15 protein-coding genes are annotated in these 21,877 nt (G+C 34.4%); 6 read left to right on the top strand and 9 right to left on the bottom strand.

Going from position 1 to position 21,877, the window contains the following annotated elements; genetic code table 11:
• Window positions 1-126 precede the first annotated feature (126 nt).
• Window positions 127-891: a triose-phosphate isomerase gene (gene tpiA / locus GQ590_RS06760; RefSeq protein WP_160407566.1), complete on the bottom strand. Its 765-nt coding sequence runs from the start codon at window positions 889-891 to the stop codon at window positions 127-129.
• A 100-nt stretch (window positions 892-991) separates the two neighbouring features.
• On the opposite strand from tpiA, the gene zapB reads away from it, so the two are divergent.
• The 4 genes from zapB to GQ590_RS06780 all read left to right on the top strand — a co-directional run bounded on the left by zapB (window position 992) and on the right by GQ590_RS06780 (window position 4,466).
• Complete coding sequence (gene zapB / locus GQ590_RS06765) at window positions 992-1,237, top strand: cell division protein ZapB (RefSeq protein WP_065637076.1); 246 nt, start codon at window positions 992-994, stop codon at window positions 1,235-1,237.
• Window positions 1,238-1,341: 104 nt separating this feature from the next.
• A complete protein-coding gene (locus tag GQ590_RS06770; RefSeq protein WP_160422558.1) occupies window positions 1,342-2,625 on the top strand; it encodes a DUF2868 domain-containing protein in 1,284 nt (427 codons plus the stop codon).
• 1 nt (window position 2,626) lies between these two features.
• Entirely contained in the window at window positions 2,627-3,985 is a 1,359-nt protein-coding gene (locus GQ590_RS06775; protein ID WP_160407570.1) for a GTPase/DUF3482 domain-containing protein, read from the top strand.
• A gap of 46 nt (window positions 3,986-4,031) precedes the next feature.
• Window positions 4,032-4,466, top strand: coding sequence for a C40 family peptidase (locus tag GQ590_RS06780; RefSeq protein ID WP_160422560.1), 435 nt, complete (start codon window positions 4,032-4,034; stop codon window positions 4,464-4,466).
• Between the two features lie 95 nt (window positions 4,467-4,561).
• On the opposite strand, the gene GQ590_RS06785 is transcribed toward GQ590_RS06780, so the two are convergent.
• From GQ590_RS06785 to GQ590_RS06795, 3 genes are all read right to left on the bottom strand, one after another.
• Window positions 4,562-5,749, bottom strand: coding sequence for a histidinol-phosphate transaminase (locus GQ590_RS06785; RefSeq protein ID WP_160407574.1), 1,188 nt, complete (start codon window positions 5,747-5,749; stop codon window positions 4,562-4,564).
• Between the two features lie 281 nt (window positions 5,750-6,030).
• Window positions 6,031-9,573 (bottom strand): pyruvate:ferredoxin (flavodoxin) oxidoreductase, encoded by a 3,543-nt coding sequence (gene nifJ / locus GQ590_RS06790; RefSeq protein WP_160407576.1) that lies wholly within the window; start codon window positions 9,571-9,573, stop codon window positions 6,031-6,033.
• 504 nt (window positions 9,574-10,077) lie between these two features.
• Window positions 10,078-10,767 carry an endonuclease gene (locus tag GQ590_RS06795; protein WP_160407578.1) on the bottom strand — a complete coding sequence of 230 codons (690 nt, stop codon included), beginning with the start codon at window positions 10,765-10,767 and terminating at the stop codon, window positions 10,078-10,080.
• A 567-nt stretch (window positions 10,768-11,334) separates the two neighbouring features.
• Here GQ590_RS06795 and GQ590_RS06800 point away from each other — a divergent pair.
• A complete protein-coding gene (locus GQ590_RS06800; protein ID WP_160407580.1) occupies window positions 11,335-13,644 on the top strand; it encodes a Tex family protein in 2,310 nt (769 codons plus the stop codon).
• Between the two features lie 146 nt (window positions 13,645-13,790).
• Window positions 13,791-15,335: a hypothetical protein gene (locus GQ590_RS06805; RefSeq protein ID WP_160407581.1), complete on the top strand. Its 1,545-nt coding sequence runs from the start codon at window positions 13,791-13,793 to the stop codon at window positions 15,333-15,335.
• Between the two features lie 74 nt (window positions 15,336-15,409).
• On the opposite strand, the gene GQ590_RS06810 is transcribed toward GQ590_RS06805, so the two are convergent.
• From GQ590_RS06810 to GQ590_RS06830, 5 genes are all read right to left on the bottom strand, one after another.
• Window positions 15,410-16,276 (bottom strand): YjjW family glycine radical enzyme activase, encoded by an 867-nt coding sequence (locus GQ590_RS06810; protein ID WP_160407583.1) that lies wholly within the window; start codon window positions 16,274-16,276, stop codon window positions 15,410-15,412.
• Entirely contained in the window at window positions 16,251-17,792 is a 1,542-nt protein-coding gene (locus GQ590_RS06815) for a YjjI family glycine radical enzyme (RefSeq protein WP_160407585.1), read from the bottom strand. Before GQ590_RS06815 ends, GQ590_RS06810 begins: the two co-directional genes overlap by 26 nt.
• 231 nt (window positions 17,793-18,023) lie before the next feature.
• The gene (locus GQ590_RS06820) at window positions 18,024-19,325 is read right to left on the bottom strand and encodes a pyrimidine-nucleoside phosphorylase (RefSeq protein WP_160407587.1); all 1,302 of its coding nucleotides are present in this window, start codon (window positions 19,323-19,325) and stop codon (window positions 18,024-18,026) included.
• A gap of 147 nt (window positions 19,326-19,472) precedes the next feature.
• Window positions 19,473-19,868, bottom strand: a complete 396-nt coding sequence (locus tag GQ590_RS06825) for a cytidine deaminase (RefSeq protein ID WP_160407589.1) — start codon at window positions 19,866-19,868, stop codon at window positions 19,473-19,475.
• A gap of 27 nt (window positions 19,869-19,895) precedes the next feature.
• Window positions 19,896-21,854 carry a bifunctional 2',3'-cyclic-nucleotide 2'-phosphodiesterase/3'-nucleotidase gene (locus GQ590_RS06830; protein WP_160407590.1) on the bottom strand — a complete coding sequence of 653 codons (1,959 nt, stop codon included), beginning with the start codon at window positions 21,852-21,854 and terminating at the stop codon, window positions 19,896-19,898.
• Window positions 21,855-21,877 lie beyond the last annotated feature (23 nt).

Here is a 21,877-nt window from a genome sequence, read left to right on the forward strand (position 1 = left end):
CATCGAAGAATTCCTTTTAATAATGGACTCTTCTCTATTAGATCAAAGAACTCGCCAAAAAGCGAGTTCTTTGTCATCAATCTGAGACGCTATTAAGCGCCTTTTTATTATCAATGATATTATGATTTATTTTTTAGCTTGTTCTGCTGCTTTAACAATCGCTACAAAAGCATCCGCTTTCAATGAAGCTCCACCTACTAATGCACCATCAATATCAGGTTGAGTAAAGAGCTCCGCTGCATTTTTGTCATTAACAGAACCACCATATTGGATGATCACTTGTTGTGCTACTTTTGCATCTTGCTTAGCAATATGATCACGAATAAATTTATGAACAGCTTGTGCTTGTGCAGGTGTTGCTGATTTGCCAGTACCTATTGCCCAAACTGGTTCATAAGCAATTACTGCACCATTAAATGCTTGAACACCAAGTGCTTTAATTACTGCATCGATTTGACGAGCACAAATAGCTTGTGTTTGGCCAGCTTCGTTTTCAGCTTCGGTTTCACCAATACATAATACAGGCACTAATCCTGCTTCTTTAATGACACCAAACTTTTTAGCAATAAATTCGTCTGATTCTTTGTGATAAGTACGACGTTCAGAATGTCCAATAATAACGTGGGTTACGCCAATATCTTTTAACATTTCAACGGATACTTCTCCAGTATAAGCACCGGAAAGATTTACGCCAACATCTTGTGCACCCAAAATGATATTAGATCCATCTAATTGATGTTTGACAAAATCAAGATAAACAACTGGTGGTGCAATTGCTACATTACATGCAACGCTATTTGATAGCTCGTCTCGTAGCCCTGCGACTAGGCTTTTAGCCATCTCTTTACTACCATTGAGCTTCCAGTTTCCCATAACAAGTGGTTTACGCATAATTTTCTCCAACTTAAAGTTTAAAATAGTGTTGATTTTAGAATGAATTCGGTATAATAGTTAATATTATACACCAAATAAATAGAGCTTGAGGAAAAATATGTCATTAGAAATATTGAATCAATTGGAAAATAAAATCCAACATACCGTTAATACTATCGCCACATTACAACAAGAGATTGCTACTTTAAAACAAGGTAATCAAGAGTTGGAGCAACTGATTAATGATAGTTCTGATGAAATGAAAGCATTACGTGATGAAAACGAAAAACTAAAACAAGATCAACAAATATGGCAACAACGAATTCAAACATTATTAAGTAAAATTAGTGAAATTACACAATAATTGATTCGACTTTTTGACGCGACTTTTGTCGCGTTTGTTTTATAGTTTATTGGTTATAATGGTGAAGATTAAGTCTAATGCGACAAAAGCTAAAATCCCTCTGGTTGACTCAAACAATCCATTTAATTGAAACCGAATCTGGACGGTTTGCTGACCAAGACATCAACCGACAAGTAAGAGCGGAACAGATATCGATCACTGATCGAATTGTGATGCGAGCAACTATATTGTCAAAACAAAACGGGCTATATTTTTCACAAAAAATACTAATACAGTCTGTAAAGTTGTCTTTTGTATTATTGCTATTGTTATCTGTATTTTTAGGTAGTTCTTTAGCATTGGGGGCTTTAAGCCAAAACCCTATCAATTTGTATTGGGCGCTTTTTAGTTTATTAGGAGTCCATTTAATTACACTAATTATTTGGCTTGGTTCGTTTTTTTTCTTTACCAATTTTGGTGGTAGTTTATTGATTCATTGCTGGCTGTGGTTAGCTAAAAAACTTTCTCAAAAAAAAACGGTGCAACAATTGATTCCTGCATTTGTTGAACTATTTGGTTCCCGCATACGTTGGCTTATTGGATTTGTGCTTAACCTATTTTGGACTGTGATTTTAAGTTGTGCATTATTAGTTTTAGTTGTGTTATTTTCAACCAAGCACTATAGTTTTGAGTGGCAAACTACATTACTTAGTTCTGATACCATTGTTCGTTTAACGCACTATCTAGGCTATTTACCATCATTATTTGGTTTTGACATTCCTAAAGACGAAATAATAAAATTAAGTGAAAATGCTTTAAACACTGGTGAAATTCGTTCGTCGTGGGCTGTTTGGTTATTGGGTGTATTTATTGTTTATGGATTGATGCTACGATTTTTATGTATGGTATTTTGTGGCGTTAATTGGTTGATTAGTTGCCGTCAGATTCAGCTAAATATTTCTCACTCCGATTATCAAGCCTTAGCCAACCAACTACAACCATTATTAATTGTTAACATTGAAGATGCTGATAAGCTAGGCAACAGTAATTATCAATGGAATTTTTCTATGAATTCCATTGAAGATGGTAAGGGTGCTTTTTTGGTTGCCGTAGATGTACAAGAAAGTTGGCATTATCCTAAATCTGTTTCATTTTTAGGTTTTTTAAATACCCGTGAACAGCGAAGCAAAATTCTAGATTATCTTCAATTGAGGCCAGCTAAAAAACTGTTAATTGCGATTGATACCGATAGAACGCCAGATAGAGGGGTATTGAATTTTATTAATCAACTGATTAATAAATCTCAGCAGACGCGTATTTGGTTTATTAATCAAGGTAAACAGTATCATAATTGGCAATTGCACTCTTTACCGCTGGCTCAATCAGATTGGCTAAGCGAGGACATTTAGTATGCTATCAACATTAAAATTAGCCGTAGTTGGTCATGCCAATGTTGGTAAAACATCATTATTACGCACTTTAATTCGTAATAGTCGTTTTGGACATGTGTCTGATAGCCCCGGTACTACAAGACATGTTGAATCAATAACTTTACCACTTGAGCATAATAAATCGATTGTTTTTTATGATACGCCAGGATTAGAAGACAGTTTAGCACTTTATGATTATATTAACCAATTACTACCTACTGATGCAAAACTTGATGGTGTCGACAAATTAACTCTTTTTTTACAAAGCCCAGAGGCTGAAAGTACCTTTAATCAAGAAGCAAAAGTTATCAAACAACTACTAAATAGTGATGTTGCTATCTATGTGATAGATGTTCGTGAACCTGTATTGCCTAAATATCATGATGAATTAGCTATTTTAGCCAATAGCGATAAACCGATATTAGCCGTTTTAAATTTCATTGCTGATAATAATCAAAATGAAAATGAATGGAAAAGATTGCTGTCACGTATTGGGATTCATGCTACCATGCGCTTTGACGCAATTTTCCCTCCATTAGATGGTGAAGAGCGTTTATACCATAGTCTTTCTTTACTGCTTGAACCAGCTAAAGAGATATTAGATAATTGGCTAGATAAAATCGCACAAATTCGTAAATCTCGTAATCAAATGGCTAATCAGATTATTGCTGAAACGCTCGTTGATGTTACTGCCTTTTATGAGATGGCTAAACTAAACGATAATCAAGCTATTGCTGATATGCAAAATAAAGTTAGAAAACGAGAACAAATTGCGATTAACGAATTATTGAAATTGTATCAATTTGATTCAACCCAAGAGAGTGAAGAAAGCTTGCCTTTAATCAAAGGCCGTTATAATGCTGACCTTTTTAATATTGATGCATTAAAAACAATGGGCATGCATTTGACTAAAGGCTTTGTATCGGGCGCAACAATTGGTGCAAGTATTGATTTAGCAACAGGTGGTATTTCACTTGGTTCAGCTGCATTGGTTGGCGCTGTAGTTGGTAGTTTAATGCAAACTGCCAAACATTATGGTTCTAGAATGCGCTATCAGCTTTCTGGTTATAATAAATTAAGTGTTGATGATGTTATTATCTGTTTTCTTTCTTTACGATTAATTCGCCTTAAAGAAAGCTTAAATCATCGCAGCCATGCGGATACGAGCCCAGTCAGGTTGTCTAAATTAGATAAAACTGAATGGGAAAAAGGTGTGTTACCTAAAAGCTTAAAAGTAGCAAGACGTTATTCGCATTGGTCGACGTTAAATAAAGGAATAAAAAGAAATGACAAAAAAAGACAATCGACTATTAGGAATGTTGCTCAGCAATTGCATTAATATAAAAAGACATTTTTTAATAATTACATTGATTTTTTCTACTTTTATGTTATTTGGCTGTAGTACTACCCAAAGTCAAGTTTCTGTTAAAAATACTAAATCTAACCGAGCTATGTTAACTAAAATAGAATCTCACTATAAAAAATGGCAAAACACACCATATCGTTATGGTGGAACAACTTTAGCCGGTAGTGATTGTTCAGCGTTGGTAATGAACTTTTTCAAAAATAAACTTTCAAAAACATTACCAAGAAGTGCTGCTGAACAAGCTAAATTAGGTGTTAAGGTGAACACACCTAAAGCTGGTGATTTAGTATTTTTTAAAACAGGTCGCGGAGCAAGCGGTTTACACGTTGGCATTTATTATGCAGATGGTAAATTTTTACATGCTTCAACATCAAAAGGTGTAACTTATTCAAATTTAAATGAAAGTTATTGGAAGAAGCATTATTGGATGACGCGTCGCGTTATGGGTAGTTAAATTTCCTTTTTTAAAGAATAATATAATAATAAAAAGCTCTTTAAATTAATCAATATTAAAGAGCTTATTTTTTCTCTGTAATAAAATAGCTATTGTTAAATCTTGCCTTTATTTTTTAATTCGTTCATTGTATTTGCTACATAGAGCATTTCGCTTGGTGAACCAAGTGATATTCGACACCAATTTGTTGCAGGATTGAAGTCTCTACCAATCAATATGAAATTATTTTTCATTAATTCACGATAATCTTTTAAATTAATCGGACTTTGATGAAACATAAAATTAGTTTGTGATTTTAAATAGTGTAAACCTAAATTTGATAACGCTTTTTCCATGATTTGACGCGATACATCGATCGCTTTTTTAGAGTATGTTAAAAATGGTTGATCATCCATTGAAGCAAGTGCAGCGCAAACACCACAGTAATTCAGTTTTTCACCAGCAACATATTGAGCCATATTTTGAATATTTGCAACCGAGCTGACTGCATAACCGACTCGTAATCCAGCCATTGCATGGATTTTTGAAAATGTTTTAAGTAATATAATATTGTCACAACCTTTTGCAATTAATTCATCAACTGACTTAAATACAGGATCATTAACAAATTCAGCATAGGCTTCGTCAACAATAAAAATAGTATTTTTAGGCTTACTTTTTATCCAAGATTCAATTTCACTTGTTGCAAAAACTGTCGAAGTTGGATTGTTTGGATTAACTAAATAGACAATTGAAAATCCATTATAATCTTCAGCAGCTTTTTGTATGCCTTTTATATCGATCTGCCAATCTGGCAAACTTGGTACTTTAGTAATTTTTAAATTAAAGATCTGTGCAAAATGTTCTCCATCACCATAAGTAAGCTCTGGAATGACTAATTGAGTATTTGGCTTAACAAAGGCAGCAATAGCACTTCGAATACCTTCAGATGAGCCTGCAGTTAATAAAATTTGAGAATCATCAACTTTATGATGTTTAGCTAATCGTTTATTAAGCAATGGCATTTCGGCTTTGGCATAACGATTAGCTTTTGGTACTGCATCGATTGCAGCTTGTTTTGCTCGTGGTGACATACCAAGCGCATTTTCATTGAAGTTGAGTCTTATTGGATTGCTAATATCAGGTGTTGCCACATTTTCAAGCATAGGTAGAGAGAATGAAACCGAGTTTTGCGCTTCTATTGCATGAGCTTTAGATAATAATTGATTAATAGATAGCCCTGCAATTGCCGCACTGGAAAATGTGATTAATTTTCTTCTACTGACATTTAAATTGGATATCATGATTCACCTCTCGCTTAATTAATATTTATGTGGTCAATTATTAATTAAGCAAAAATAATACCAAGTTTTAAAAAATCACTAAAATTACTGATTTGTACAGTATTAGATAACAAAAAGTTAACGATAAGATACTTATTATTGAGGACAGATTAAGCTAAATACGCACCTATTTGGTGCTTTATTGCTCAAAAAAAGTACATGAAAAGGACTGTATTAATAACAGTCCTTTATAATGATTTGTAAATTACCGTGGGTAACTATTTTACCGTTGGTGATCATTGTTAGCTATCTGCTGGTGTTTCAATATCCGAATAGGTTGCTAGCATCTGCAAGAATTTATATTTAGAATCAGCCATTTTAGTTGAACGTTCATGCAAGGTATTTGCAATCACAGGTTCAAGTGTTTCTAAACGGCGAAAACGCTGTTCTTTTAGTAAGATACCGGTTAATGACTCACTATTTGGTGCTTTAGAATCTAGCACTAATCCTGGTTTGCCTTCTGCCATACGGCGTGGATCGTAACGATATAAAGGCCAGAATCCTGATTTAACTAAATCTTTCATTTGTTCATGCGATTTAGCCAGATCATAGCCATGTTCCTCACAAGGACTATAAGCAATAACTAAAGATGGTCCATCATATGCTTCGGCTTCTTGTAATGCTTTAAGTGTTTGATTTAATTGCGAACCTAATGCAACTTGTGCAACATAGACATGGCCATACATCATTACACTAACACCAAGATCTTTACGTGCTTTATGCTTACCTAAATCGGCAAATTTTGATACAGCACCCATCGGCGTAGCTTTTGATTGTTGACCTCCAGTATTGGAATAACACTGAGTGTCTAATACCAATATATTTACGTTATCGGTTAAGCTCATCACATGATCAAGCCCACCAAATCCAATATCATAAGCCCAACCATCGCCACCAATAGCCCAAACTGACTTATCTACTAAATAATTTGCATCTAGCATCAATTCTTGTGCTTGCGAAGAATCTAAGTGTGCAAGCTGTTCACGTAATAACTCGACTTGCTGACGTTTTTCAGCTATAGAGGTTTCTGGTGATTTTAAGGCAATGACTATTTCGGGCGAAATGTCACCAGTAACATAATCAAGCAAACGTAACGCCCGTTTTTTATGTTGGTCATAAGTAATGCGATAGCCTAATGCAAACTCAGCATTATCTTCAAATAATGAATTTGCCCAAGCAGGCCCACGACCATCGCGATCGGTCGTATAAGGCGATGATGGGAGGTTGCCACCATAAATTGAGGAACAGCCAGTGGCATTGGCAATGGCTAAATGGTCTCCATAAAGTTGGGTTAACAATTTGATGTATGGTGTTTCGCCACAACCTGCGCAAGCACCCGAATATTCAAATAGCGGTGTAAGTAATTGCGATGTACGCACATCAATGCGTTCAAGCGTGCTGATATCACGATCTGGCAATGCAGTAAAGTAATCAAAGTTAGTGCGTTGAGTCTCAAGATTATCGATGCGTGATTGCATGTTAATGGCTTTAATTTCAAAATTATTACGATCACGAGCTGGGCACACTTCGACACATAAATTACAGCCAGTACAATCTTCTGGCGCTACTTGTAGGACGTAGCGTTGACCTTTCATATCACGAGCTTTAACTTCAAGCGAGCTTAATGAATCAGGCGCATTGATCATTTCATCAGGATCAACAACCTTAGCTCGAATAGCTGCATGAGGACAAGCAACCGCACAATGATTACATTGGGTACAGAGTTCGGGTTGCCAAATAGGGATCTCTTCAGCAATGTTACGTTTTTCCCACTTAGTTGTACCTATAGGCCAAGTTCCATCGGGTGGAAATGCTGATACAGGCAAGTTATCACCTAAACCAGCTAACATTGCCGCAGTGACTGTTTTAACAAAATCAGGCGCATTAGCAGGTACAATAGATGGCATTGTTGAACTGCTTTGGTCAACACAGCTAAGTGGTATTTGTTCAAGCGAAGCTATAGCTAAGTCGAGCGCTTTCCAGTTATTTTCAACTAAATCTTGTCCTTTACTGCTGTAACTTTTGGCAATGACTTCTTTTAATTGGGCGATATTAAAATCGTTTTTAAAAATTCCGGCTAGATGAAAAAATGCCGCCTGCATAACGGTATTAATTCTTGCCCCTAAATTACATTCACGAGCTATTTTTGCCGCATTAATAATGTAAAAGTGTGCGCGTTTTTGTATTAATTGCACTTGTACTTCTTTTGGAAGTCTATGCCAAACTTCATCTTTGCTATACGGCGTGTTAAGCAAAAAGATGCCATCGTCTTTTAACTTATTAACAATTTGATATTTATCGATAAACTGATCTTGGTGGCAGCCAATAAAGTGTGCACTGGTAATTAAATAGGGTGAATCAATTGGATCTAAGCTGACTCGTAAGTGAGAAGTGGTTAAACCACCAGCTTTTTTAGAGTCATAGACAAAATAGCCTTGTACATAAAAAGGAGAATTATCACCAATAATTTTAATATTATTTTTGGTTGCAGATACCGTGCCATCACTGCCAAGCCCATAAAATAGCGCTTCGAGTGAAGATTTTTGAGGAATAGATTGATCAGGCAATGGTAAAGATAGTCCTGTAATATCATCATAAATACCAACGGTAAAACGTGGTTTGGGTTTTTCTAAGTTAAGCTCAGTAAAAATGGCAAGCACACACTTAGGATCAAACTCTTTAGATGATAACCCATAACGTCCACCAATAATAAGTGGCATAGTTGCGCGTTCTTTGCGCGACAGGCTTTCAGCAAATGCGGTCATAATATCTAAATAAAGCGGTTCGGCTTGGGCTCCCGGCTCTTTAGTTCTATCAAGCACAGCAATTTTATTAACAGTACTTGGAATAACTTCCAGCAGATGATTGGCTGAAAATGGGCGGAATAGCCTAACGATCACAACCCCGACTTTTTCGTTTTGTTTAAGTAAAACATCCACTACTTCTTTGGCGGTGCTAGCACCCGATCCCATAATGACAATAATATGCTCAGCATCACTAGCACCATAATATTCAAAAGGTTGATACTTTCGGCCTGTTTCTGCTGCAAAAGCGTCCATAGCATCAACAACATGCTGATAGGCATTATCATAATAAGTATTTATCGCTTCTCGGCACTGGAAGTATGTATCAGGATTCGCTGATGTACCTCGAGTTACTGGTTTATCAGGCGTTAATGCTCGTGAGCGATAGGCTTTAATAGCTTCGTGTGGCAATAAATTACGGATTTGGTCATCACTTATTGGATAGATTTTATTAACTTCATGTGAGGTTCTAAATCCATCAAAAAAATGAACAAAAGGAACGCGGCTGTTTAAGGTTGCCATTTGTGAAATTAAGGCAAAATCCTGCGCTTCTTGCACTGAACTTGAACAAAGCATTGCAAAACCTGTTTGTCTAATTGCCATTACATCAGAATGATCACCAAAAATAGAAAGTGCATGAGTTGCAACAGTACGTGCTGCAACATGCAAAACGAAAGGAGTCAGTTCACCCGCTATTTTGTACAGCGATGGGATCATTAAAAGCAAACCTTGCGACGAAGTGAACGAAGTTGCTAACGCTCCAGTCATTAATGAACCATGAACGGTTGCAATTGCCCCAGCTTCGGACTGCATTTCAATCACTCTAGGTGTGTCACCAAAGACATTTGGCTTATTAAACTCAGCCCAAGTGCTAGCTTGCTCGGCCATGGTTGAGCTTGGTGTGATTGGATAAATAGCAATGACTTCGTTTGCCCGATAAGCGACGGATGACACCGCACTATTAGCGTCTGATATGATCATTAAAAAACCTTTTATTTTATAGTGTTATGACATTACTAACTTATTATAAATTTGTATTATTGTATCAGAAACTAACCTAGCTTTTCGTTATTTTTATGTTAAATTTTTTATTATTACCACTTTAGACAAAAGTATTGATAAAAAATAAAAATCAATTAATTTAAAAGATTAAGCATATTTTGGGTTAAATAATAGATAAATGTAATCGCTATTGGGTATTTACTCGACTGTTTTTTAGGTTAAATTTTTGTAAAAAATATTCAGAATTTTATACCGTCTTGAGATAAAAAATGAAAAGAGTGATACGAGCTTTAAATTGAAATGTGGCATAATCAACAAATATTAGTGATATAAAAAAAGACAACAAAACTTAACTGTTTTATTGATTTTTATAATACCATTAAACCGCATAAAGCAATTTCAGAAAAAACGCCTTATGCGTTTTTAGCGGATTATTTTAATCATGCGTGTAAATAGTGCGATATTTTCCTACATGTATCGGAATTAATTGCATTGCTCAGTAATGAATTTGTTATCATTACCCTGTATTTTTGCTATATGCTTATTACGCTCACATTCCCATTTTTCAGGTGGGAACATTTTATCCCAAGCAGCCATTAATTTTTTTTCCTGATCAGATAAATTAATTTTATATTTGTCAGACATATAAAGATATGTACGTGCTATCTTTCCACGAATTTTTTCTCTTGGTTGAAATTTACGCGTTTTAAAATCAACGGCTGTTTTACAACTTCCATATTGATTAAATTCTTTAGTGAATTGCGAGTAGTGATAATTAGAGCGATCGCCATTTACTTCGCCGATTGATGGTTGCAGATTATGCATATCTCCTTCCATTTTGTTGAATGTTATATCTTTCTTGCAATTTTTACGTCCCCCATCTTGCCAACATTGTAGATGTCGCCCAAAATTTTCAGCAGGCATTACATGTTCCCATTCAATGCGTTCAGCTCTAGCTTGGTTTTTACGTGGTTTATAACCGCATTTAGTAAAATTAATGGTACCTTTTTTATTGTTAAAACTAAATTCGCATCCACAATAAAATTCGGTTTGTTCAGGGTTTGATTTGTATAGCTTAGTTAGATGTGTTTTAGCTGAATTAAAATTCTGTGCTGAGTAAGTAAAGAACGGAGTAAGACAAAGCAAGATAGCAATATTTTTCAAAAAATCCATTTAAAATAAATTCCAAAATTATAAAAAACTAATATTTTCAGATAAATGTATTGATTTTTAAGTAGGTATTGTTACAGCAATCATCATCTGAAGAACTTGATAAGGTAACTCCAATCTAAAACGAGGACTCAAGGAAAAGAAAAGCAAATTTTAATTATATTTCTTTTACTACTTTTAAGTTTCCGACTTTTTAGTTGTATTCAAAATAGAGAAAGACCTCTACAGATAAGTCTAAATATATCAACTTAATATTTAAAAATCAAGGTAACTATATGGCAATTATATGGTATTAACACGATCGGAAATCCAGTAATGGCTGATAATCAAGGCAATTTTAAATCAAAATATTACAAACGACTTATTGAAGCCGAAAATTTAATTATAGAATCTAATTTGAAACGGTATAGAGTCCTGAATATTTTTTACAAAGTTTTGACTTAACAAGTGCCAGTTATTTAACACGTTATAGTAATATTTCTGCAAGAAAGAAGAAAAAGCTTGCCGAATTGCAACAAAAAGGTAGATAGGTATATAATTGCGCTTTGCTTATAATTAGATAAAAACATCATGATAAATAATCAAATTAGCCATATTATCGCTGGTGAACTTACTGTAAAACCAGAACAAGTGTTAGCTGCAATTCAGTTATTAGATGAAGGCAGCACAGTTCCTTTTATTGCTCGTTATCGAAAAGAGGTGACAGGGGGGCTTGATGATACCCAATTACGTACTCTTGATAGTCGATTGAGTTATTTAAGGGAACTTGAAGATCGCCGGCAAACCATTTTAAAATCAATCGAAGAACAAGGTAAATTAACACCTGAATTAAGTAAAAGTATTAACTCTACACTTAGCAAAACAGAACTTGAAGATCTCTATTTACCATATAAACCCAAACGCCGTACTCGAGGTCAAATTGCAATTGAAGCAGGTCTTGAACCACTTGCTGATGATTTATGGCAAAATCCTTCATTAAATCCTGAAAATGAAGCAGAAAAATATTTCAATACAGATAAAGGTATTACTGATACTAAATTTGCATTGGATGGTGCTCGTTATATTTTAATGGAACGATTTGCTGAGGACGCAACATTATTGGCAAAGGTACGTCATTATCTTTGGAATAATGCTCATTTAGTTTCACAAGTAGTGAGTGGTAAGGAAGAAGAGGGCGCAAAATTCCGAGATTATTTTTCACAAAGCGAACTTATTTCCAAAGTACCTTCACACCGCGCTTTAGCTATGTTTCGTGGGCGAAACGAGGGCTTTTTACAACTTTCCTTAAATGCCGATCCGCATTTAGAGCAAGCGCCAAAAGAGAGTTATTGTGAACAAATTATTACTGAATATTTAGGTGTCCATTTTAACGATGAACCAGCAGATAAATGGCGAAAAGCAGTGATTAATTGGACATGGCGCATAAAAATTTTAATGCACATGGAAACCGAGCTGATGACTACACTTCGAGAACAAGCCGAAGAAGAAGCAATTAATGTATTTGCTGCCAACTTGCATGATATGTTAATGGCTGCACCTGCTGGTATGAAAGTCACCATGGGTATGGATCCTGGGTTAAGAACAGGCGTAAAAATAGCGGTTGTTGATGCAACAGGTAAATTAGTTGCGACTGAAACCATTTATCCTCACACAGGTCAAGCTGATAAAGCAGCAATGGTTATTGCTGCGCTTTGTATTAAATATCAAGTTGAATTAGTGGCAATTGGTAATGGTACAGCTTCGCGCGAGACAGAGCGTTTTTATTTAGATGTTCAGAAAAAATATCCAGAAGTGAAAGCGCAAAAAGTAATTGTTAGTGAAGCTGGTGCTTCGGTTTATTCCGCATCAGAGCTAGCCGCACAAGAGTTTCCTGATCTTGATGTATCTATTCGTGGTGCTGTTTCTATTGCACGGCGTTTACAAGATCCATTAGCTGAACTTGTTAAAATTGATCCTAAATCGATCGGAGTAGGCCAATATCAGCATGATGTAAGCCAAACTCAGTTAGCTAAAAAACTTGATGCTGTGGTTGAAGATGGCGTTAATGCAGTTGGTGTCAATTTAAATACTGCCTCAATGATGTTACTTGCGCGTATTGCTGGTCTAAATAAAGTTATTGCACAAAATATTATTGATTGGCGTAATGAAAATGGACAATTTACCGATCGTAAACAACTATTAAAAGTTTCGCGCCTTGGTCCTAAAGCATTTGAACAATGTGCAGGTTTTTTAAGAATTATGGATGGTAAAAATCCACTTGATGCTTCAGCCGTTCACCCAGAAGCTTATCCTATTGTTGAACGAATTTTAGAAAAAAATGGAAAATCTTTAAAAGAGATTTTAGGTGATAGCAATTATTTAAAATCACTTAAAGCAATTGATTATGTGGATGAAAATTTTGGTGTGCCAACAGTAACGGATATTATTAAAGAGCTTGATAAACCAGGACGAGATCCAAGACCTGAATTTAAAACTGCCCAGTTTGCTGATGATATCGAAACGATGGAAGATTTAAAACTCGGTATGATTATGGAAGGTGCAGTTACCAATGTAACCAATTTTGGTGCCTTTGTTGATATTGGTGTTCATCAAGATGGTTTAGTGCATATTTCGGCCTTATCAAACAAGTTTGTTGATGATCCAAGAACCGTAGTAAAAGCAGGCGATATTGTTAAAGTTAAAGTGGTGGAAGTTGATATTCCACGTAAACGTATTGCGTTAACTATGCGCCTTGATGATCCTGCATCATCGACTAAGCAAGATGATAATCGTATTTCAAAAAAACACACTCAGTCTAACAAACAAAACAATTATAATTCATCGCTGAGTAACAGTGCGATGGGAAATGCGTTTGCTGCAGCATTAAAGAAAACTAAATAAAAATTTTTATAAATTATGGGACAATAGTCCCTATTTTGTAATCAGCTACGTTGAATTATAGCCATTTTTATATTGAATATTATCAATATGCTTTTAGTTATTTTTTAACTAAGCGATAAAATAATAGAAAGGGAATATCAAAAATAATGAAAAAATATTTGAATGTTGTTTTGCTGACATTAACAATTATGCTGTTAGGATGTGATAAAAACGAAATAAAATTAACAGAAGAAGTTAAAGCTGAACTGGAAGACCAAGAAAAGCCGATTTGTTTTTATCTAGGTAAAGTAACATTTCCTTATCTTAAAAAAGATCTTAGTTATCCTGCAAATGAACGCTCAGAAGTTTGGGTAAATAATGAATTAAATCGACGGTTAGAGATTTTTTCAAATTTAGGTTTACTAGAGCGTTCATCAGATGCTAACAATCAAACAACCACCTATCAATTAGCTAAATTAAGCAGCGATACGATATTTAAAAAAGGTAGTTTTTGTTTTGGGCAACTGAGTTTAGATTATCTTGTTGTTAAGGATAATAAAAATGGTGTAAACCCTTTTGCAATGGTAACTTATACGATTGAGCAAATTCCTTCTTGGGTTAATAATGATATTTTTAAACAATATTTTTATTCTCGTGAATTAGATAAAAATAAACAAAGTTATTATGATTACTATAGTTATCCTCGTTTAATTAACGGGCAATTTCCGAAGAAAATCTCGTCCTCAATTAAGTTAGCCAAATTAGTGAATGGTGAACTGATCTTTGATAACGAAGATTCGATAAAGCATTCATATTTTTATAGTAAAGAAAATGATAAATGGGATCGAGGGCATTTCACTTATGCATATTATGATAAGGCAAAAGCAGCTGAAATCAGATATGATTTTGTTAAATATAATCATGTAAGTAATGATTGGGGAATAGAGCCAGATCCCGTATTGTTAGCAAAACCAAAACCATCAGCAAATTTAGCTCGTTCAACGAACTTAGTTGTAATGTATTATTATTTTGATCATGCACTGACCCAAAATCGTATTAAGTCGGCAAAAGGACATATAAAAGATAAGTTATTAGATCAGTACTCAAAATTGCTTAGCGAAAGAAACGATTTTGCTTTTGAAATGAATTTTGATGAAAATGGATTAGTTTCTTATTTTGCTAATATCATTAAAAGTTATAGTTATAAACAAAAACGTATTATTGCATCTTCTGACGATGTAAAAGCGGAACGGACAACTTGGAAATTCTATGATTATTTTACCATGTCTTTGCCTAGCCAAGATCAAAATTATCTCAAGCCGTTCGCAACTGATAATTATGAAAAAACAGATATATATGATATTTTTCAAACAGACTATAACACAAAACTTATTCAAACAGGGGGTGATTTAGATAAGCTTCGTTCAGTTTCCGTTGGCTATGATGATGAAGACAAAATACTATATTTTAATAATAATATGACGTTTCAATACAATAATAAAAATCAGTTGATTTCAAGGGTGATTGATAATGAAACTTATACTATGGAGTATGATAAACAGGGTCAATTAATCAAAATAAAAAAATATATTGGTAATAAAAAGAAAGCAAGCCTTGAATGTCAGTTTTCTAAACACAATCAAAAAGGTGATTGGACAGTCAAAGAATGTAATGATCGAAAGATAACAACTCGAACTATTGAATATTATTAATAGCTATTGCCTAATGAGTAAATAAATAACTTCAAAAATTGGCAAGTAGATAAAGTTACCATAGAATTAAAAAGTCACAAATAAACACTAGGTAATACAATCTGTTGTAGATTATATTGTTTTAATTGTTCTGCAAACTGCTCTACTTGTTGTTTACTGGCAGATGGCCATGTTTTAGCAATGCCATGTACACCATGATTATGAAAGGCATTAATTCGAATTCGGATATTGGGATCTATATCCATTAAGAATTCAGCAATATTTTTTGCGTTATCTTGTAGGTCGGTCTGTTTAGGAATAACTAAAAATCTGACCTCATATAATTTATTAACTTTGGCAAGATATTTAATTGTCTCTTTTACTCGTAGATTGTCTCGTCCTGTTAGCTGTTTATGTACATTATTATTCCACGCTTTAAGATCAATCATTGCACCGTCCATCGTGCTTGTTATTTTTTGCCATCCTGTTTGTGTTAAGTAACCATTACTATCAATAAAGCAAGTAAGATGATTTAAATCGTCGGCTTGTTTTATTGCTCTAAATAGATTTTCAATAAAAGGAAGTTGCATAGTGGCTTCGCCCCCACTAAGGGTTATACCATTTAAAAATGGCAGATATTTTCGGATAATTGTTAATATATCTTCAACACTATATTTATAAGTCATTGGTGTTGAGTTATAAACGCAAGTATTAATACAAGTATCGCATTGTTGGCAAACCGAAGTTTGCCATATGACGCGATGATTGTTAAAGCTTAATGCTTTATGCGGACAAGCATTAACACAATCGCCACAATCCTTGCATAACGATATTGTGTAAGGATTATGGCAGTTTAAGCAACGAAAATTGCATCCTTGTAAAAATATGACTAGCCGATTGCCTGGTCCATCAACACAAGAAAAGGGTAATATTTTATTAACGATTGCCCATGACTTGTTCATGACTAATAACTCTTGGCTTTCGGCATAAATAACTATTGTTTTTAACGTCATCGGCAGCTTCTGCGCCTAAAAACGTTGTGTTAATTCGTGATCCTTCTTGTTTATACTTTTTGATGTCGGATAATCTAACCATATAACCGGTTACTCGAACAAGATCATTGCCACTAATATTGGCTGTAAATTCACGAAAACCTAATTTAAAAGCTGCTTTACAAATTTTCAGTAATGCTGAAGGATTATTTTTGATGGTTTCATCGATAGTCAAAATATCACTAATGCCCGATGTGTAGTAATGATGATGTTTAAACAATGCCATAATGTGAGTAACGGGATCAGGCTCATGACCATAAGGAATTCGTAGACCTGGGGTTGCACCTCTATCAGTACTGATTCCTGATTGTGAATGTAACATAGCCTTTCCTTTCCAAGCATTTTTTATTGTGTGGTTATCAATAAATTTGGCAATAAGTTGGGTAATGGTTAATGCCAGTTCATTGGCTTGTTCGTCAAAACCATAACGGCCTGCTAGATTTGCTTTTTCTTGCAGGATATTGACCGCTTCAGCCATGCCAAAGATACCAAACATAGGGGCAAATCGGTTAGGATCAATTAATTCTTCTTGAACTAAAAAACTGCTATTAAAAAAATTGGATTGATTATAAAGAAAGTCCGATCTTGCTTGAATAAGATTAAGTTGTAACTGACAATAGTAAGGTAAGGTATTGGTCAAAAAATCCTCACTATTTTTACTGCGTAATGCAACTTCTTTTAAATTGATTCGTGAAAGCGTACTTCCTCCGCCGGCAATGGGTAGTGAATTATAGCAACTTACTACGCCATATCCTTGGTCATCAAAATCTTTTTTGATCATATTATTGTTTGCAATATGAGGTTTGCTTGTTTCACAAATATTTTCTATTGCGACTAATAATAGTGATTCTGGGGTAGTGTCTTCATCATAGATAAAGGTTAAATTAGGTGCAACTTGTTTAAGCTCTCTATCTACACGTAAGATTACCCGACAGATAATATTATCAGTTGGGCCAATATTGGCATGCATAAACGCATCGGGCAAATTACGATCAAGCATGATCCAAAAACGCTTTAATCGTTGATAAATTTCATCTTCAGTAAGATTACCAACGTAAGGAAGTAAAATTTGATCTAAGCATCCTAAATAAACAGGCATACCCGTTACGGAAGGAACATGATGATAAGCAATAGTTAGCATATTTAGTGCATCATCAAAAGTATTGGCTGGTTCAAGTTCAAGCCATTTTGAACCTTGTTTTAAAAATTTTACATAATCAGGTAAAACATAACGAGGTTTATAAGGTGCGTGACCTTCGTACATATCACAAATAACGCGGTCATTTAAAGCTTGTTGTGTTTCTTCATCCAGATCTACATAAGGTAAATTATTTTCTGCAGCTAAGGAAAGCAAATTTGATTTTTGTTTTGGTGACAAATTCGGGTCGGTCACGATTTGATAACAACTATTTTGAAATTCTGTCATGTCAATATTAACCTCGATGCTAGAAAATATAGTTTAATGTTTATTTATTAACAATTTATTGTTTTTTAGCAATAAACTGATTTTGTTGATTATTAAGATGTTAATTGGTGATCCAGCTTCTTTTGTAAAATTAAATATATAATTATTAATTTTATCATCCTCAATCTGATCACCATTTTTTATTAAACCTTAAACGATGGTGATATTTTCTGAATCTGTGTAATAAATTAGTTATTGCGTAATGATTTTATAGATAAGCTGAGGCGCTTTTGCATTATCACTAATAATAATATTGTCATAGAGTTTTTGTTTGATTGCATCAATCTTATCGGTACTGGTATGGATCGTTAACAATGCTTCACCTTCGGTCACTTTATCACCTACTTTTTTATGTAACACAATTCCAACAGCAGGATCGATAATATCTTCTTTAGTTGCACGACCTGCACCTAATTGCATAGCAGCAATACCAATTTGATCAGCAATGATTCTTGAAACATAACCTGATTTAAGTGCAGGTAAAGCAATTTGATAAGGTGCACTAGCCAATTTTTCAGGATGATCAACGACCGAACTATCACCACCTTGTGCTTCAATCAATGTTTTGAACTTTTCAACAGCTTTGCCATTTTTAATAACTTCTTGAAGTTTTGCTCTGGCTTCTTCTAATGTTTTGGCTTTATTTGCAAGTACAACCATTTGGCTACCTAATGTTAAAACTAATTCAGTTAAATCAGCAGGACCGTGGCCTTTTAAGGTATCAATGGCTTCTTTTATTTCAAGTGCATTACCAATTGCATAACCAAGCGGTTGTGACATATCAGATATAATTGCCATGGTTCTACGGCCAATTTGATTACCAATATTTACCATTTCGTGAGCTAATTTTTCAGAATCGTTCATATCTTTCATTAGCGCACCATCACCAGTTTTTACATCAAGTACAATAGCGTCGGCGCCTGCAGCTAACTTTTTACTCATAATTGAGCTTGCAATAAGCGCAATAGAGTTAACTGCTCCTGTAACGTCTCGTAAAGAATACAACTTTTTATCAGCGGGGGTTAAATTGCCTGATTGACCGATAACAGCAAGCCCTTTATGATTAACTTGATCGATAAAATCTTGTTTACTTAATTCAATTTTAAACCCTGGAATTGACTCAAATTTATCGGTAGTACCACCAGTATGACCTAAGCCACGTCCAGACATTTTAGCTACTGGTACATCTAAGGCTGCTACTAAAGGAGCAAGAACTAAGGTTGTTGTATCGCCCACACCACCAGTTGAATGTTTATCAACTTTGATACCTTTGATTGAAGATAGATCAACCGTATCGCCTGAATACATCATTGCGCTGGTTAAATCGGCACACTCTTTTGATGTCATACCTTGATAGTAAATTGCCATTAATAAAGCACTAACTTGGTAATCAGGAATAGTACCATTAGTATAGTTAGTGATAAAAAATTGGATTTCATCAGTGGTTAATTCATTGCCATCACGTTTTTTTTCTATAATATCTACAAATCTCATAATGATTCTCTCTTAAAATCAATAAATTACTTTTCTTTACTTATACCAATGAGCGTGTTTAGTTTTTGTCGAAAATTATCGAGTTAAAACAACACTAAAAATAAGCATAACATTATATTTTTTATAAACTTTATTTCAAAAACAAAATTAATCTAAATCACTTGGTGAAAAAGACCAAGGTAATAATTCTCCTACCGTGGTTTCTTGAATTTTACCATTCATATTGGTTAAAATTACTGGCATATCTTTAGCACAAAATTCACTAATCACTTGACGACAAGCGCCACAAGGTGAGATAGGGCCTTCGGTATCGCCAATCACTACTAATTTTTTAAATTTTCTTTTACCTTCAGATACTGCTTTAAAAATAGCTGTGCGTTCTGCGCAGTTGGCTAGTCCATAAGAGGCATTTTCAATATTGCAACCTAAAATGACTTCGTCGTCTTCGGTGATGAGTACAGCTCCGACCTGAAATTTAGAATATGGCACATAAGCCTTAGCTCGTGCAGTTTTAGCTAATTCAATTAATTTTTCAATTTTCATATTAATAATCCTTCTGTCTTAATCGCATTATTTTGTGGGTGCTTGTAGATTTATGCGGTATACACCAAAACCTAAATCGTCTTTTTCAATAAATTTTATTGGATAGAGTGAATTATTTTGAATATAGATTTTTGCATCATCATTAAGGGAAGATTCAAAGCGAATATCCAAATTTTTATTACTAGTTATCGGGGCAATTTTCCAATTATTATCGACCGTAACATCCACTGTACCGTTCTTTTGAGTCATATTGGTGATATAAGCTGAAAGAATCACTCTTAAATCATCTGGTGAGTTGAATTTAACATTTTTTTCGCCTGTTCCTGGAAATATACCGCCATAAGTGCGATAGTTATTGGTGGCAATTAAAAATGCTTGATTAGGATCAATCGGTTTTTGTTGATAAGTCAGATTGTTAATTCTTTCTGATGTTGGATTAATTAACTGACAATTTGCATCATAACGAGGTGGTTTAGTAACATCTATTTGATAATTCACCCCATCAATTGTATCAAAATTATAAGTTCTAAATTGTTCCCAGTTGATTAGGTGTTGTGGGTTTGATGTATTAACATCAATTTGATTATATATTCCAGCCGAACATTCAAGCCACTCTTTGACTTCGGCACCAGTAATTTTTAATGTTGATAGTAAATTAGGATATAGATAAATATCAGCTGCATTTCTAAAGGTTAAATCGCCTTTTTTTACATCAACAAAAGCGCTTGGATCGTTTTTTCGTCCACCTACTTTAAACGGTGCAATGGCTGATAAAATAGGTAATCCATCTAGATCAGGATCTCCTTGAATAAATTGCTTAACATAATCGATCTGTGCATCGCTAATAATTTGTAAAGCAGAGCTATCTTCGACCAAAGCTAAATAGCTAGTAATATCAGTTGAAACTTTGCCTATTGGTTTGCTAACAAATTCACGCGTTCCTTGATGGTCTTGATTTAAAATGTTAACGATATTTTGATCCGCATCGACTAATGCTTTTTTGTTTTTTATATCATAAATTGGGCGAGCTTCAGATTTTCCTGAAACGACTTGCCAATTTGCTTGCTCACCTTCAAGAACTAAGTCAACGACGCCTAAGTGACTTCCCCATTGCCCTGGCATCACAGCAGGTACATGATTAATATTTCCTGTTTTGATATCGGTATTTGGTAATGATTTGAAATCTTCACTCGGAAATATGCCGTGAGAATGACCAAACATAATGGCATTAATACCCTCTACTTGACTCAAGTAGTAAACCGAATTTTCAGCTAATGCTTTATAAGGTTCAGCTGAAACACCAGAATGTGGAATAGCAATAATAACATTAGCGCCTTGTTTTTTCATTTCAGGGACTAATAGTTTGGCCGTTTCTGTAATATCTTTGACGACAACTTTGCCATCAAGATTAAGTTTGTCCCATTGCATAATCTGTGGAGGGACAAAGCCAATATAACCAATTTTAATTGTCTGTTTGTTGCCATTTCTATCTACAACGGGTGTATCAACAATAATATATTGCTTAAAGAACGGTTTATTGGTTTTTGCATCATAGACATTTGCATTAATATAAGGAAATTTAGCTCCAGCAAGGCTTTTTTGTAGGAATTCTAAACCAAAATTAAATTCGTGATTACCAATATTACCTACAACATAATTAAGCGTGTTCATTGCTTTATATACAGGGTGAATATCACCATCATTAAGGCCTTTATTCACTGTATAATCAGCCATTGGGCTACCTTGAATCAGATCACCATTATCAACAAGAACGCTATTTTTTACTTCACTTCGTGCTTGATGAATTAAGTTAGCTGTTTTCGCTAACCCAAATGTATCAACATATTGCTCTTTAAAATAGTCATAATTCATCATATTGCCATGTAAGTCGGTTGTTTCAATAATCCTTAAATCAATCGTTGTTGAACTTGCTGCACTAGAAATAAATAGGGCTAAAAAGGTTAAAGGTAACTTAGTTTTTTTCATGCAAATCTCCTATTATTCTGACA

Source organism: Gilliamella sp. Lep-s35 (assembly GCF_009795845.1).
Lineage (GTDB): Bacteria > Pseudomonadota > Gammaproteobacteria > Enterobacterales > Orbaceae > Gilliamella.